This is a genomic window from Luteibacter sp. 329MFSha (assembly GCF_900111665.1).
Classification (GTDB): domain Bacteria; phylum Pseudomonadota; class Gammaproteobacteria; order Xanthomonadales; family Rhodanobacteraceae; genus Luteibacter.
Genome location: NZ_FOJE01000001.1, coordinates 2,176,826 through 2,191,542, shown reverse-complemented (window position 1 = coordinate 2,191,542; position 14,717 = coordinate 2,176,826). Strand labels below are relative to the sequence as shown.

The following is a 14,717-nucleotide window of genomic DNA, read 5'->3' as shown; positions in this document are numbered from 1 at the left end:
CCTCGATGCGCCACCGGACCGCCGACACCACCCTCGGGTAGCAGCATGACTACCGCAGGGTGGGAGCCGATCGTATCGGCGATGGGTGCTCGCAGGACGGTCAACCGCCCGCGGTGAGTGTCTGCAGCTCGTCGGCCTGGTTCTCGCGGGTGAGGGTATCGATCAGCTCGTCGAGGTCGCCCTGCATGACTTCGGTCAGGCGGTACAGGGTGAGGTTGACGCGGTGGTCGGTGATGCGGCCCTGCGGGAAGTTGTACGTGCGGATGCGCTGGCTGCGGTCGCCGGAGCCGACCTGCAGGCGGCGCGATTCGGCCTGGGCCGCGCTCTGCTTGCTGCGCTCGGCGTCGAGCAGTCGCGCCTTGAGCAGGCTCATGGCCCGGGCGCGGTTCTTGTGCTGGCTACGTTCGTCCTGGCATTCCACCACCGTGCCGGTGGGCAGGTGCGTGATGCGGATCGCGGAGTCGGTCTTGTTGACGTGCTGGCCGCCGGCGCCCGAGGCGCGGAAGGTGTCGACCTTCAGGTCGGCGTCGCGCAGTTCGATGTCGCCGACTTCGTCCTGCTCGGGCAGGATGGCCACGGTGGCGGCGGACGTGTGGATGCGCCCCTGCGATTCGGTCTCCGGCACGCGCTGCACGCGGTGCGTGCCCGATTCGAATTTCAGCTTCGAATACGCGCCGCGGCCCTCGATGCGGGCGACGATTTCCTTGTAGCCGCCGTGCTCGCCGTCGCTCGCGCTGAGGATTTCCACGTGCCAGCGCTGGCGTTCGGCGTAGCGCGCGTACATGCGGAACAGATCGCCCGCGAAGATGGCGGCTTCGTCGCCGCCGGTGCCCGCGCGCACTTCCAGGAACAGGTTGCCCTCGTCGCGCGGATCCTTCGGCAGGAGCAGCACCTGTAGCTCGCCGTCCAGTCGCGCGAGGTGCGCCTCGATCCGCGCGATGTCGTCGGCGGCCATGTCGCGCATCTCGGGATCGTCGAGCATCGCCCGCGTTTCGGCCAGTTCGCGCTCGGCCTCGTCGTGATCCTTCAGCGACAGGGCGACGGGTTCGAGCTGCGCGTATTCGCGCGACAGGTCGCGGAAGCGCTGGCCGTCGGCGAGCACGTCCGGCTGCGCGAGCAGCAGGCCGATCTCCTCGTGACGTTCGGCGAGGGCTTCGAGTTTGCGGCGGATCGAGGGGGTCATGCGGTGCGTGAGGTCCGGCTCTGGGCGAGTCCCAAGCCGTACATCATGCGGAAACGTCGTCGTCCGGGTCCAGTCCGTACAGGCGGCCGGCCGCGTGGAGGAGGTCGAGGTCGCCCGCCATGGCGGCGTCGCGCAGCCGCGCGCTGGGGGTGTGCAGGAGCTTGTTGGTCAGCGTGTTGGCGAGGAATGCGAGGGCTTCCTCGGCCGGACGGCCCTTGCCCAGCATGGCCTGGGCCCGGGCGAGGACCTCGTCGCGCTGCGCCTCGGCCGCCGCGCGCATGTCCACCGCCGGATTCCGGAGGGTGAGGGCGCGGCGCCAGGCCATGTAGCGTTCGACCTGGAGATCGATGATCGCGTCGGCCTCGCGGGCGGCCAGCTCCCGCGAGCGGCGGTTCTCGTCGATCACCTGGCGCAGGTCGTCGATGCCGTAGAGGTAGACGTCGTCCAGCGTCGCCACCTCGGGCTCGATGTCGCGCGGCACGGCGATGTCCACCATGAACATGGGGCGACGCCGGCGCGCGGCGATGGCGTCGGCGACCATCGCGCGCGTCACCACCGGCAGGCGCGACGCCGTCGACGTGATGACGATGTCGGCCTCCGCGAGGTGGCGGGGCAGGTCGGCCAGCGAGATCGCGTAGCCGGCGTAGCGGCCGGCCAGCTCCTGGGCGTTCTCGAGGGTGCGGTTGGCGACGATGAGCCGGCGCACGTTCTTGTCGGCGAGGTGGCGCGCGGCCAGTTCGATGGTCTCGCCGGCGCCGATCAGCAGCACGCAGGCCTGGCGCAGGTCGGTGAACACCTGCTCGGCCAGGCGCACGGCGGTGTAGGCGACGGACACCGTGTGGGCGCCGATGCGGGTATCGGTCCGCACGCGCTTGGCCACCGCGAAGGTGTGCTGCAGGAGCCGCTCCATGGGGGCGCGCAGGCTCTGCGCCGAGCGCGCGTGCTGGTAGGCGTCCTTCACCTGGCCCAGGATCTGCGGCTCGCCCAGCACCATCGAGTCCAGCCCCGTCGCGACGCGGAACATGTGCCTGACGGCGTCGTGTTCGTCGTGACGGTAGAGGAACTCGTCGAGGCGTTGCGGGGTCAATCGGTGCTGGCGCGACAGCCACTGGCCGGGCGTGCCCTCGAATCCTTCCGCCACGCTGCAGTACAGCTCGGTGCGGTTGCACGTGGAAAGGATCATCGCCTCCTCGACCCCGGGCTGCCGGGTGAGGTCGCCGAGCGCCTCGGGTGTCACCGCGGCGTCGAAGGCCACCTGCTCGCGCAGGCTGACCGGCGCCGTGAGGTGATTGAGCCCGAGGGCGATGAGTGGCATGACTCTGAGGTCGGCTTGAGTGGCGTCGGCTAAGCTAAGGGCGCATTGTGCGCTGACAGGAGGGCCGGGGATTGTCCGGATGTGTCCTCCAGATGACGGAGAGTAGTGTGCTGACCGGTCGGTCCAAGTTCAAGCGAGTGCGGCATCTTGTGATTTCCGGCGCCCTCGGCGTCGTCCTGGCCGGCTGCGCCACCACGGGCCATGGCCCCTCGCCGGGCGAGGCCCCGCAGGCCGTTCGGACCGGCGTCCAGCCGCTCGACCGGCTGCACGTGGCCATCGTCCCGCCCGAGCGCGACCTGCAGGCGCAGCTGATGGCCGGCGACTTCGCGCTGGCGTCCAACGATCTCAAGACCGCCTCGGACGCCTACGGCAAGGCCGCGGCGATCGGCGACGACCCGAAAGTCGCCTCGCGCGCGGTCGAGCTGGCCCTCGCCGTCCACGATCAGGCGGCCGCCGGCAAGGCGCTCGACCGCTGGGCCGCGCTGGGCGCCACGCCCGCCGACCTGGCGAGCGGCCGCGCCCGGATGGCGCTGGACCGTGGCGACACCAACGAAGCCCAGCGGCAGCTGGAGATCCTCGTCGCCTCCGGTAGCCCGGATGCCTGGCGCGAGTTCGGCCGGATCGTCGTCGGCGCCCGCGACGCGGCGCAGGCCGGCGTGCTGCTCGAGCGCATCGCCACCCCGCAGCGCCTGCCCGACGACGCCACGGCCTGGCTCGCCATGAGCGAACTGGGCGAGAACCTCGGCCGGCACGACTATGCGAAGCGCATCGGCGAGGCCGCGCTGGCGAAGTTCCATGACGGCACGACCTACGCGTGGGCTGGCCAGCAGGCCTATCGCGCCGGCGACAAGGCCGGCGCCCGCAAGCTCTTCGCGAAGGCGGTCGCGAAGGACCCGAAGGACCCGCGCCTGCGCCTCGCCTACGCCACGCTGCTGATTCAGGACGGCGATCTCAAGACTGCCGGCACCCTCCTCGCCACGGGGACGCAGAACCCGGATACCTACGCCCTGCGCATGAGCCTCGCCGCGCGCGCCGGCGACAAGGCCGCGGTCGGCCGCCTGTATCAGGAGATCCGCCGCCGCCCCGACGCGGTGCAGGAAGAGAACGCCTTCGTGCTGGGGCAGCTCGCCGAGCTGCTGGGCAAGCAGGAGGACGCGCTGGACTGGTACGCCGCCGTGGGCGACGACGACCCGCATATCTTCGATGCCTCCGTCCGCAGTGCCGTGGTGCTGCATCAACAGGGCAAGGACGACGACGCGCAGGAGATCGTGGCGGAACTGCAGACCACCTACGCCGACCGGCCGGAGCAGCTGCGCCAGGCCTACGCCCTCGAAGGCGAACTGAACATGGACGGGCGCCACTTCGACGCGGCCGCCGCGGCCTACGACAAGGCGCTGCGTGTGAAGCCGGACGACACCGACATGCTCTACGGCCGCGGTCTCGCCTACGCCGAGGCGGGTCAGGTGGACCGCGCCGTGAGCGACTTCCGCAAGGTGCTCGAGCTGAAGCCCGGCGACATCGAGGCGAGCAACGCGCTCGGCTACACGCTGGCCGACAACGACCGCGACCTCGGCGAGGCCCAGGCGCTGATCCAGGCGGCGCGCGCCGCGCGTCCCGACGATCCGTCCGTGGCCGACTCCTGGGGCTGGCTGCAATTCCGCCAGGGCCGGCTCGATCAGGCGGAAGCCACCCTGCGCGGCGCCTGGGCGCAGCGCAAGGATGGCGACATCGGCGTGCATCTCGCCGAAGTGCTGTGGAGCCGCGGCCGTCACGACGAGGCGCGCAAGCTGCTCAACGAGGTCCGCCGCATCGACCCCAGGAACGCGTCGCTCGAAAAGACCGAGCGGAAACTGAAACCCTGATGGCGCCCCTTTCGCGAATGCCGCATCCGATCCGTGTTCTCGCCGCGCTGTCGATCCTCTTCCTCGCCGCCTGCGCCACCACGCGCCCGCCGGTGCGCCAGCCCGGCGACGCGGTGACGCTTGGGCTGCAGGAAGAACGCGAGCGCTCGCTCGCCGATACCGATCACTGGACGCTCGAAGGCCGCCTTTCGGTGGCGAGCGACAAGGATTCCGGGTCGGGCAGCCTGAGCTGGCGCCAGGACGGCGATCGCTACGAGTTCGTCGTGCGCGGTCCCGTCACCGGCCGCACGTTCCGCCTGACGGGCGGGCCCGCGGGCGCCGAACTGGAAGGCCTCGATGGCGGGACGCGCCGCGGCCCCGACGCCGAGACGCTCATGGCGCAGACCGTGGGCTGGCAGATTCCGCTCGCCGAACTGAAACGCTGGGTGCTCGGCCTGCGCGCGGATACCGGCCCCGCCGACATCGCCTTCGGCGCGGATCGCCTGCCGTCGCGGCTCGTGCAGGACGGCTGGACCGTCGACTACCGGCAATGGGACACCGACAGGCAGCCGGCGATGCCCTCGCGCGTCTTCGCCGAACGGCCGCCGTACAAGGTCCGCCTGTCGATCGAGAGCTGGTCGTTCGGCCGCTGATCCCCACCTTTATTGCCCCGTAGGAGCGGACCCGGCCGCGATGGGTGCTTGCGGCAAGCACCCATCGCGGCCAGGTCCGCTCCTACGCGGGGGCCTATCCGTCATCGATCGCGGAGGGCCGCCGCTATACTGCGCGGCTTCCGTAACGCGGCTCCGCCATGCATTTCACCATCTCCCGCGCCCACGACGACGACGCCGAACGCCTCTGCGCGATCGAGCGCGCGGCCGTCGAGCTTTTCCGGGGGCACGAGGCATGGCCTTCCTACTCGGGCATGTCGCTGCCCGTCGACACGGTGCGCGATCTGATCGCCCGCGGCATGGTCTGGGTGGCGGTGGTCGACGGCGACGTGGTCGGCTTCGTGTGCCTCGACACCGACGGGGCCGAGCACGCCATCGGGATCGCCGAGATCGACGTGCTGCCTGCCTTCGGCGGCAAGGGGATCGGCGCGGCGCTGCTCGAGCACGCCTGCGCGTGGGCCCGCGAGGCGGGGTATCGCCGGGTGGACCTGGGCACGCTGGCCGACGTTCCCTGGAACGCGCCGTTCTACGCGAAGCATGGCTTCGCGGTGGTCGACAAGCATGCGCCGGACTTCGCGCGAGCGCTGCGGCGCGATCGCGAGAACGGCTTCCCCGACCACCTCCGCGTGTTCATGAGCCGGCCGCTCGAACCGCTGGCGGAAGGCGACTGGACCGTCTGGCCGGCACCGGCCAAGCTCAACCTGTTCCTGCGCATCGTCGGCCGCCGCGAGGACGGCTACCACGAACTGCAGACGGTCTTCCGCCTGCTCGACTGGGGCGACGAGGTCCGCCTGCGGGTGCGGACGGATGGCGCGATCACGCGTCCGAAGGCCGTTCCCGGCGTGCCCGAGGAGGCCGATCTGACCGTGCGGGCCGCCCGGCTCCTGGCGGCGCATACCGGCACCGCGATGGGCGCCGAGATCGAGGTGTCGAAGCGGATCCCGATGGGCGGCGGCCTGGGGGGCGGCAGTTCCGACGCCGCGTCGGTGCTCGTCGGTCTCAACACGCTATGGGACACGGGCCTCGACGAGGACGCGCTGGCCGCGCTCGGCCTCTCGCTCGGCGCCGACGTGCCGGTCTTCGTCCGCGGGCGTTCCGCCTGGGCCGAGGGGGTGGGCGAGGCGCTGACCCCGATGCACCTGCCGCGCCGCTGGTACGTGGTGGTGGACCCCCGGGAGCACGTCCCCACGGCGGCGCTTTTCGCGGCGCCCGAATTGACACGCCAGGCCCCGCGGGCGACAATTTCATCCTTTGTTTCCGGGGCTTCGGCGGAAAACGCCTTCGAGCCGGTCGTGCGCGCGAGGCACCCGCGGGTGGCAGCGGCGCTGGACTGGCTGGGTGGCTTCGGTCATGCGCGGTTGTCCGGCAGCGGCGGCTGCGTCTTCCTGGAAACGAGAACCCACGAGGCGGCGCTCGGCGTCGCTTCGCGCTGTCCCGGGGGCTTCACGGCCCACGTGGCCGCGGGCATCGATCCGTCACCGCTGCTCGTCGCGCGGAACCGGATCGGGGCGAAGGGAATCGTGTCGTAACGTCGGGTAGGGCCGCGGGCTGCGGCAAAGCGAGGGCGCGCCGCACGGCTCGCCGGAACGAATTGTTGGGGCGTCGCCAAGCTGGTTAAGGCACGGGATTTTGATTCCCGCATGCGCAGGTTCGAATCCTGCCGCCCCAGCCACCGTCCGCGGTGGCAGAGCCGAACACCAACCCACCAAACGCCAGGAGTTCCTCCGTGGATACGTCCACCCCGATGCTGTTCAGCGGCAACGCGCACCGCGCGCTCGCCGACGATGTCGCCGCCCGTCTGGGCATCCCGCTCGGCAAGGCCCTCATCGGCCGGTTCAGCGACGGCGAAGCCCAGATCGAGATCGAGGAGAACGTCCGCAAGCAGGAAGTCTTCGTGATCCAGCCGACGGGCGCTCCCAGCGCGGAGAACCTGTTCGACCTGCTGGTGCTGGTGGACGCGCTCAAGCGCGCCTCGGCCGGCACGGTCACGGCGGTCATGCCGTACTTCGGCTACGCCCGCCAGGATCGTCGCCCGCGCTCGGCGCGCGTGCCGATCACGGCGAAGCTGGCGGCGAAGATGATCGCCACGGCCGGCGCGGACCGCGTGCTCACGATCGACCTGCACGCGGACCAGATCCAGGGCTTCTTCGACATCCCGGTCGACAACGTTTACGCCTCGCCGGTGCTGCTGGCCGACATCTGGCGTCACCACAGCATGGACGACCTGATCGTCGTCAGCCCGGACGTCGGCGGCGTGGTGCGTGCGCGTGCGCTCGCCAAGCGCCTCGACGACGCCGACCTCGCGATCATCGACAAGCGCCGCCCGAAGGCGAACGTGGCCACGGTCATGAACATCATCGGCGACGTGGACGGAAAGACCTGCGTCCTGGTCGACGACATCGTGGATACCGCCGGCACGCTCTGCGCCGCGGCCGCCGCCCTGAAGGAAAAGGGCGCCCGCAAGGTCGTCGCCTACTGCGTCCACCCGGTGCTCTCGGGGGCCGCGATCGACAACATCGAGCACTCCCAGCTCGACCAGCTGGTGGTGACCAATACGCTGCCGTTGCGCGACAACGCCCGTAACTGTGCGAAAATCCGTCAGTTGTCGGTCGCGGAACTGCTCGCGGAGACGATCCGCCGCATCGCCTACGGCGAATCGGTGAGCTCGCTCTACATCGACTGATCTTCGTTTTTTCGGGCTCCCCTGGTCGCGGGGGAGTCCTTTACCCACCGCCGCGAGGCGGTTTACTTGAGGCAACACCATGGCTACCAATCATCAGCTCACCGCCACGAGCCGCAAGATCGAAGGGAAGGGTGCGAGCCGCCGCCTTCGCATTGCGGGCTACGTGCCGGCTATCGTGTACGGCGCGGGCGAAGCCCCGCAGGCGATCCAGGTCCTTCACAACGACATCCTGCTCGGTTCGCGTTTCGAGTCGTTCTACTCGTCGGTCATCGAACTGACGGTCGACGGCAAGAAGCAGAGCGTCCTGATCAAGGACTGGCAGAAGCACCCGTTCAAGCAGCTCATGCTGCACATGGACTTCCAGCGCGTTAACGAGAACGAGGCCGTCCGCGTCGCCGTTCCGGTGCACTTCCTGAACCAGGAGAAGTCCCCGGCCGGCAAGACCGCCGGTCTGGTGATCTCGCACAACCTGACGGAAGTGACCGTCTCGTGCCTGCCGAAGAACCTGCCGGAGTTCATCGAACTCGACCTGGCCGACCTGAAGGCCGGCGACATCGTCCACCTGTCCGACCTCAAGCTGCCGGCCGGCGTGGAAATCCCGGAACTGGGCCTCGGCAAGGAGCACGACGTCGCCGTCGTCACCGTGGCCGCGATCCAGGAAGAAGTCGATCCGACGGCCGCCGAAGGTGGCGACGCCGCCGCGACCGAAGAGAAGAAGTAATCGGCACCGGCCCGCGCGCCTCCGCGCCGCGGGCCGGCTCCGCTTCTCGCAATGGCGACACTTCGTCTTATCGTCGGCCTCGGTAACCCCGGGGCCGAATACGTCAGGACCCGGCACAACGCCGGGTTCTGGTGCGTCGACGCCCTGGCGATGGATCAGGGAGAGCGCTGGACCTTCGACGGCAAGCTGCACGGCGAGACCTGCAAGCTGCGCATCGGGGGCGAGACGGTCTGGCTGCTCAAGCCCGCGACGTTCATGAACAAGAGCGGGATCGCCGTCGCCTCGGCGCTGCGCTACTACAAGATCGCGCCGGAAGAGTGTCTTGTCGCCCACGACGAACTGGACCTCTCGCCCGGCACCGTCCGCATGAAGTTCGACGGCGGCCACGGCGGCCAGAACGGACTGCGCGACATCATGGCCCACCTGGGCCACGGCAAGTTCCACCGCCTGCGGGTCGGCATCGGCCACCCGGGGCACAAGGACAAGGTCACCCCCTGGGTGCTCGGACGTCCCAGCGCGGCCGACGAGGACGCCATCATGCACGGCATCGGGCGCGCGTTCGACGTGCTGCCGCTGGCGCTCGATGGCAAGTTCGAAGAAGCCATGAAGCGCCTGCACACGGTCGCCTGACCACTCCCACATCTCATCGGACACAGATTCGCCATGGGCATCAAATGCGGCATCGTCGGCCTGCCTAACGTCGGCAAGTCCACCCTCTTCAACGCGCTGACCAAGGCCGGCATCGCCGCCGCCAACTTCCCGTTCTGCACGATCGAGCCGAACACGGGCATCGTGCCGGTGCCGGATCCGCGCCTCGACGCGCTCTCGGCCATCGTGAAGCCGCAGCGCGTGATCCCGACGACGATGGAATTCGTCGACATCGCGGGCCTCGTGGCCGGCGCCTCGAAGGGCGAGGGCCTGGGCAACAAGTTCCTCGCGCACATCCGCGAGACCGACGCCATCGCGCACGTCGTGCGCTGCTTCGAAGACGGCAACGTCATCCACGTCGCCAACAAGGTCGATCCGATCGCCGACATCGAGACGATCGACACCGAACTGGCGCTCGCGGATCTCGAATCCGTGCTGAAGGCGCTCGACCGCGCGACGCGCTCGGCGAAGGCCAACGACAAGGACGCGCTGGCGAAGAAGCCGGTGCTCGAGAAGCTGCGCGACGCCCTCGACCAGGGCAAGTCCGCGCGCGCCGCCGGCCTCGACGCCGACGAGAAGGCGCTGGTGAAGGACATGTTCCTCATCACCATGAAGCCGCTTATGTACATCGCGAACGTCGCGGAAGACGGCTTCGAGAACAATCCGCACCTCGACGCCGTGCGCGCCCGCGCGGTGGAGGAAGGCGCGGAAGTGGTGCCCGTCTGCGCGGCGATCGAAGAAGAGCTCTCGCAGCTCGACGACGCCGACCGCGACGAATTCCTGAAGGACCTCGGCCTCGACGAGCCGGGCCTCAACCGCGTGATCCGCGCCGGCTACAAGCTGCTCGGCCTGCAGACCTACTTCACGGCCGGCGAGAAGGAAGTCCGTGCGTGGCAGGTCCGCGCCGGTTCCACCGCGCCGCAGGCCGCCGGCGTCATCCACACGGATTTCGAGCGCGGCTTCATCCGCGCCGAAACGGTGGGCTACGACGACTACATCAAGTTCAACGGCGAGCAGGGCGCCAAGGAAGCCGGTCGCCTCCGCCTCGAAGGCAAGGACTACATCGTCAAGGAAGGCGACGTCCTGCACTTCCGCTTCAACGTGTAACGACGAACCCCGGCCCCGCCGGGGTTTTTTTCCAGGGGCAGCGTGGAGTGCCCCTGTGGGAGCGGACCCGGCCGCGACAGCTTTTCGCGAGGGCGTGTCGTTCCTGCCAGCTCGAGGTTCCATCGGCGTCCCGGCCAGTCCCGCTCCAGCCCACTGGCGGGCAATTCAATCGCTTGCAATCGAACTGCCTCGCCCCTAGATTCCGGGGCATGAGCAAGCCCTCCATTCCCGCCGGTACCCAGGTGCCCCGCACGGTCGACGGGCAGCTGTGCTTCGCCCTGTATTCGGCGAACCTGGCGATGGGCAAGCTCTATCGCCAGCTGCTGGCGAACCTGGACATCACCTACCCGCAGTACCTGGTGATGATGGTGCTGTGGGAGCGCGACGGCATCACGGTGTCGGAACTGGGCGAGCGCCTGTTCCTCGATTCCGCGACGCTCACCCCGCTGCTGAAGCGCCTGCAGGCCGCCGGCTTCGTGGAGCGGACGCGCGGCACCGAGGATGAGCGGCAGGTCATCGTGACGCTGACCGACGCGGGCAGGGCGATGCGCGAGAAGGCGGCCGACGTGCCGGTGGACGTGTTCTGCGCCACCGGTTGCGATGTCGACACGCTCGTCAGCCTGAAGGACCAGCTCGAGACCCTGCGCTCGGGCCTCGTCGAGAACAACCGCCGCTGATCGTTCAGCCGGTGCCGCTGACCTGGCGCTGCATGTGGTCGAGGTACTGGTCGAGTTCGGCCACGGTGGCGAATACCTCGGCGATCGGCACGGCCTTCACGATCTCGAAGACCTTCTTCACCTGGGGCTGGGGGTTCAGCAGCAGCGTGCGGGCGTCGCGGTCGTGCATGCTCTTGCGCAACTGCGCCAGGCTGCGCAGGCCGGCGCTGCTGATGTATTCGAGCGCGGAGAGGTCGACGACCAGCGTGCCGCCGTTGTCCACCAGCGGCGTGATGTCACGCAGCGCCTCGTCGAGCGCCGCGTAGTTCGCCGCGTCGAGGCGGCCCTCCAGCCAGACGACGGTGCGGTGGGTCGAAGGGGTTTCGCTGCGGACGATGAGGGTCATGTGGCGGGCTCGTCGGAAGGGTCGAAGCGGATGACGACACGGTTGCCGTCGGCATCGCGCGCATAGTGGAAGTCGCTGGCGATGCTGCGCGCGAGGTGGAGGCCGAGGCCGCCGATCTCGCGGCGCGCGATGTCGCCGGGCAGTTCGGGTGTTTCGTATTGCAGCGGATCGAAGGGCACCGCGTCGTCGCGGAGCTCGAGGTGCACCACGTCCGTCTCGACCCGGAGCAGGATCTCGATGCTTCCCTCGCGCCCGTCGGGGTAGCCGTGGCGGACGGTGTTGACCAGCAGCTCTTCCAGCACGAGGCGCACGTCCGCGCGGCAGGACGGATCGACCTCGGCGCGGTCGAGCGTTCCCTCGGCCCTGTCCAGCGCGAGGAAGACGTCCTCGAGCCGGTTAGGAATGCGCAACCGCATCGAGCGGCACCTCCGTCGCGCGACTGTCGTGCCAGGTGAGGGCGAGCAAGGCGATGTCGTCGTATGCCGGCGCGCCGGCGACGTACGCGTCGACGTCGCCGAGCACCTGCTCCACGTAGGCCTCGGGCGTCGCGCCATCCTGCAGGCGCGCGACGCTGTCGAGGATCGCGTGCGACCCGAAGAGCTTCTGGTTGGCCGCGTGCGCCTCGCTGACGCCGTCGGTGTACATGAGCACGGTGTCGCCCCCAAGCAACGTGAGTACGCGCACAGGGTAACGCGCATCGCGGTCGAGGCCGAGCGCGGGGCCCGTTTCGACGTCCACGAACAGCGCGCTGCCGCCCGCGTGCAGCACCGGTTGCTCGTGGCCGGCACTGGCCAGCGTGAGGAGGCCGGTCTCGGTTTCCAGCACGCCGCACAGCAGCGTGACGAACATGCACGTGTCGTTGCCCTTGCACAGCTCGCGGTTCAGCGCGCCGAGGATGTCGCTGGGCGAACGCGCGTGCGTGGCGATCGTGCGCGCCAGCGTGATCGTGCGCGCCATGAACAGGGCGGCCGGGATGCCCTTGTCGGAGACGTCGCCCACCATCACGCAGATGTGCTTCGCGCCGAGCGCGAAGTAGGTGTAGAGATCGCCGCCCACCGCGCTCGCCGGGCGCAGGGCGGCGTGCAGTTCGACGCGCCCGTCGTCCGCCAGCCAGTGCGCCTCGGGAATCAGCGCGAGCTGGATCTGCCGGGCGATGTCCAGTTCGCTGGCCATGCGCTCCTGCTCGCGGGCGAGCTGCTTGGCGCTGTCGATGTGGCCCGCGAGCTGGCGGCGCATCTGGTCGAAGGCGCGCGTCAGGCGCCCGACCTCGTCCTTGCGGCGCACGTCGGGCAGCGCGAAGTCGAGTTCGCCCCGGGCCACGTCCTCCGCGCGATCGGAAAGGATGCCGAGCGGGGCCATCATCCGGCGCGTGATGACCAGCGCGATCAGCGAGACGCCGGCGAGGGCGACCAGGCCCAGGAGGATGTCGACGTAGTAGGTGCGGCGGAGGTCGGCGAGCACCTCGCGCTCCGGCATGGTCAGACCGGCGGTCCAGGTGGTGCCGGCGATCGGCACCAGGTAGACCCACACGGGCTCGCTCACCCGGCCGCCCATCTCCGGCGTGATGCGGACCGGGTTGCGGTGCTCCTTCAGGGCGGTGACGAAGGGCTTGCTGCCACGCGTGCCGACGTAGGACGTCCAGTCGTGGGCGAGGAACATGCCGTCGGCATCCACCACGAACGCCGCGGCGTGATCGGGCTTGTTCAGTTCGCCCAGCAGCTGCTGCAGCCAGCCGAGGCTGATCGTGACGTCCGCCACGCCGGCGACCGACGTCGTGGCGCCCGGGATGGCGACCGAGTAGCCGACCAGCGTGTCGTTGCGTCCCGCCATGTGGAAGGGCGACTGCCAGCAGCCGTGCTCGCAGTTGAGGCCGCGAACGAACCACGGGGCTGTCCAGTAGGTTTCGGGATCGGCGAGGCGACTGCCCATGCTCAGCGCGCCGTCGGGCGCGCGGCGCGCCATGGCCGCGTCGGCCTCCCGGGCGGCGCCGTTGTGGGGAATGAAGGCGGCCGTGATGTCCACGATCTCGGGATTCACGGCCAGGGTGTCGCGGATCAGGGCGGGGGCCTCGTCGCGGCGCGTCTTCAGGACGCCGGCCAGGACGCGCGCCACGCGGGCGACGGCGTCGAGACGGCCCTGGATGCGCGTCGCGGCCCAGCCTGAGACAGCGGAGGCCTCCTGCTCGGTCTGCGCGAGCATCTGCTCGCGGGTGTGGGAGAGCATGAGGCCACCGGTCACGATCAGCACGATCGCCGAGCCCAGCAGGACGCCCAGGGCGAGCCGCGTTGCGACGCTGCGAAGGACCATGGGTGGCTCCGGTGGGCTATGACCCGAATCTATGCCCGCCGGAGCAGCCCGGCAAGCCGCCGGAACGTCATAATGAGACTTTCCCCCAGCAAGGTAAGGGCATGCCCGGCACCCAGCGTGAAGTCGAGTTTCGTTTCCTGGCCCAGCCGACCGATGTGAATTTCGGCGGCAAGGTGCATGGCGGCATGGCGATGAAGTGGATCGACCAGGCCGGCTACGCCTGTGCGGTGGGCTGGAGCGGCGCCTATTGCGTCACCGCGTCGGTCAGCGGCATCCAGTTCCTGGCGCCCATCCTCATCGGCGACCTGGTCACCGTGAGGGCACGGCTGATCCATACGGGCACCTCCAGCATGCACCTGTCCGTGGACGTGCTCGCCCGCGACCTGCGCAGCGGCGAGCAGCGTCTGGCGACCAGCTGCGTCATGGTGTTCGTGGCGCTGGACAAGCCGGACGGCGGCAAGCCGACGCCGGTACCGCCATGGAAGCCCGTGGAGGAACGCGACGTCCGGCTGCAGGAATACGCGCTGAAGCTCATGGAGATGTCGCGCGCCATGGAGCCGCTCGTGCTGGCGACGCGCGAGGCCTGAGCCATCAGCCGGAAAGGCCATCCTGTGGGACGCGGCAAACACCCGTTCGCGCGTGAGCGCGCTTCCCACAGCGTTACCTGCGACGGAGGCCTTTCATTCGTCGGGCGTCGTCGCTACACTTCGCGGCCCCCGACCGGAACCCGTCCCGGCGGGTCGTCGACACCGTTGTGAAACGGTCGCCACGCGTGATTTCCACGTGCGGAAGTTGTTGACAGGTTCCAGGACGCTCGCGACAATAGGCGTTCTTTGTTGGAGGAATACCCAAGCGGCCAACGGGGGCAGACTGTAAATCTGCTGGCTTACGCCTTCGGTGGTTCGAATCCACCTTCCTCCACCATACGAGTTCCGCGCGGTGCGGGAGTAGTTCAATGGTAGAACTTCAGCCTTCCAAGCTGATTGTGCGGGTTCGATTCCCGTCTCCCGCTCCATTGTTTCTACGCGCACTGCGTCACGTGCTCATGTAGCTCAGTCGGTAGAGCACTTCCTTGGTAAGGAAGAGGTCGCTGGTTCGATTCCAGTCATGAGCACCATCTTCGTCGTCCGCGGCGGTTCCTTTTTTACTATCTCATTGGCTCCAGCGGAGTTTAGCGCT

Annotated in this window: 14 protein-coding genes and 4 tRNA genes; 13 read left to right on the top strand and 5 right to left on the bottom strand. The window is 69.1% G+C overall.

Annotation, left to right across the window (positions count from 1 at the left end):
- Positions 1-100: 100 nt before the first annotated feature.
- Entirely contained in the window at positions 101-1,183 is a 1,083-nt protein-coding gene (gene prfA, locus BMW54_RS09910) for a peptide chain release factor 1 (RefSeq protein WP_090055017.1), read from the bottom strand.
- 43 nt (positions 1,184-1,226) lie between these two features.
- Positions 1,227-2,498 (bottom strand): glutamyl-tRNA reductase, encoded by a 1,272-nt coding sequence (hemA, locus tag BMW54_RS09905; protein WP_090055016.1) that lies wholly within the window; start codon positions 2,496-2,498, stop codon positions 1,227-1,229.
- Positions 2,499-2,590: 92 nt separating this feature from the next.
- Here hemA and BMW54_RS09900 point away from each other — a divergent pair, with 92 nt between their 5' ends.
- The 9 genes from BMW54_RS09900 to BMW54_RS09860 all read left to right on the top strand — a co-directional run bounded on the left by BMW54_RS09900 (position 2,591) and on the right by BMW54_RS09860 (position 10,846).
- Positions 2,591-4,360: a tetratricopeptide repeat protein gene (locus BMW54_RS09900; protein ID WP_090055014.1), complete on the top strand. Its 1,770-nt coding sequence runs from the start codon at positions 2,591-2,593 to the stop codon at positions 4,358-4,360.
- Positions 4,360-4,992: a lipoprotein insertase outer membrane protein LolB gene (gene lolB, locus BMW54_RS09895; protein WP_254779188.1), complete on the top strand. Its 633-nt coding sequence runs from the start codon at positions 4,360-4,362 to the stop codon at positions 4,990-4,992. Before BMW54_RS09900 ends, lolB begins: the two co-directional genes overlap by 1 nt.
- Positions 4,993-5,150: 158 nt before the next feature.
- Entirely contained in the window at positions 5,151-6,539 is a 1,389-nt protein-coding gene (ispE, locus tag BMW54_RS09890) for a 4-(cytidine 5'-diphospho)-2-C-methyl-D-erythritol kinase (RefSeq protein WP_090055011.1), read from the top strand.
- Between the two features lie 66 nt (positions 6,540-6,605).
- Positions 6,606-6,682: transfer RNA gene (locus tag BMW54_RS09885), tRNA-Gln, on the top strand.
- Between the two features lie 72 nt (positions 6,683-6,754).
- Entirely contained in the window at positions 6,755-7,693 is a 939-nt protein-coding gene (locus tag BMW54_RS09880; RefSeq protein ID WP_090055010.1) for a ribose-phosphate diphosphokinase, read from the top strand.
- Positions 7,694-7,772: 79 nt separating this feature from the next.
- Positions 7,773-8,414, top strand: coding sequence for a 50S ribosomal protein L25/general stress protein Ctc (locus BMW54_RS09875; RefSeq protein WP_090055008.1), 642 nt, complete (start codon positions 7,773-7,775; stop codon positions 8,412-8,414).
- A 51-nt stretch (positions 8,415-8,465) separates the two neighbouring features.
- Positions 8,466-9,044, top strand: coding sequence for an aminoacyl-tRNA hydrolase (pth, locus tag BMW54_RS09870; protein WP_090055007.1), 579 nt, complete (start codon positions 8,466-8,468; stop codon positions 9,042-9,044).
- 33 nt (positions 9,045-9,077) lie between these two features.
- Positions 9,078-10,169 carry a redox-regulated ATPase YchF gene (ychF, locus tag BMW54_RS09865; protein WP_090055005.1) on the top strand — a complete coding sequence of 364 codons (1,092 nt, stop codon included), beginning with the start codon at positions 9,078-9,080 and terminating at the stop codon, positions 10,167-10,169.
- A gap of 209 nt (positions 10,170-10,378) precedes the next feature.
- A complete protein-coding gene (locus BMW54_RS09860; protein WP_090055004.1) occupies positions 10,379-10,846 on the top strand; it encodes a MarR family winged helix-turn-helix transcriptional regulator in 468 nt (155 codons plus the stop codon).
- Between the two features lie 4 nt (positions 10,847-10,850).
- Here the strand turns inward: BMW54_RS09860 and BMW54_RS09855 are convergent, their stop codons facing one another.
- From BMW54_RS09855 to BMW54_RS09850, 3 genes are read right to left on the bottom strand one after another with little or no spacing between them, the layout of a single operon-like run.
- Positions 10,851-11,231, bottom strand: a complete 381-nt coding sequence (locus tag BMW54_RS09855; protein ID WP_090055002.1) for an STAS domain-containing protein — start codon at positions 11,229-11,231, stop codon at positions 10,851-10,853.
- Positions 11,228-11,647, bottom strand: a complete 420-nt coding sequence (locus BMW54_RS19015) for an ATP-binding protein (RefSeq protein WP_254779186.1) — start codon at positions 11,645-11,647, stop codon at positions 11,228-11,230. The genes BMW54_RS09855 and BMW54_RS19015 overlap by 4 nt, the downstream gene beginning before the upstream one ends.
- Entirely contained in the window at positions 11,628-13,538 is a 1,911-nt protein-coding gene (locus BMW54_RS09850) for a SpoIIE family protein phosphatase (RefSeq protein ID WP_254779184.1), read from the bottom strand. Before BMW54_RS09850 ends, BMW54_RS19015 begins: the two co-directional genes overlap by 20 nt.
- A gap of 101 nt (positions 13,539-13,639) precedes the next feature.
- Here BMW54_RS09850 and BMW54_RS09845 point away from each other — a divergent pair, with 101 nt between their 5' ends.
- From BMW54_RS09845 to BMW54_RS09830, 4 genes are all read left to right on the top strand, one after another.
- Positions 13,640-14,125, top strand: coding sequence for an acyl-CoA thioesterase (locus tag BMW54_RS09845; protein WP_090055000.1), 486 nt, complete (start codon positions 13,640-13,642; stop codon positions 14,123-14,125).
- 251 nt (positions 14,126-14,376) lie between these two features.
- A tRNA-Tyr gene (locus BMW54_RS09840) sits at positions 14,377-14,462 on the top strand.
- Positions 14,463-14,479: 17 nt separating this feature from the next.
- Positions 14,480-14,553, top strand: a tRNA-Gly gene (locus BMW54_RS09835).
- Between the two features lie 26 nt (positions 14,554-14,579).
- Positions 14,580-14,655: transfer RNA gene (locus BMW54_RS09830), tRNA-Thr, on the top strand.
- Positions 14,656-14,717: the final 62 nt, after the last annotated feature.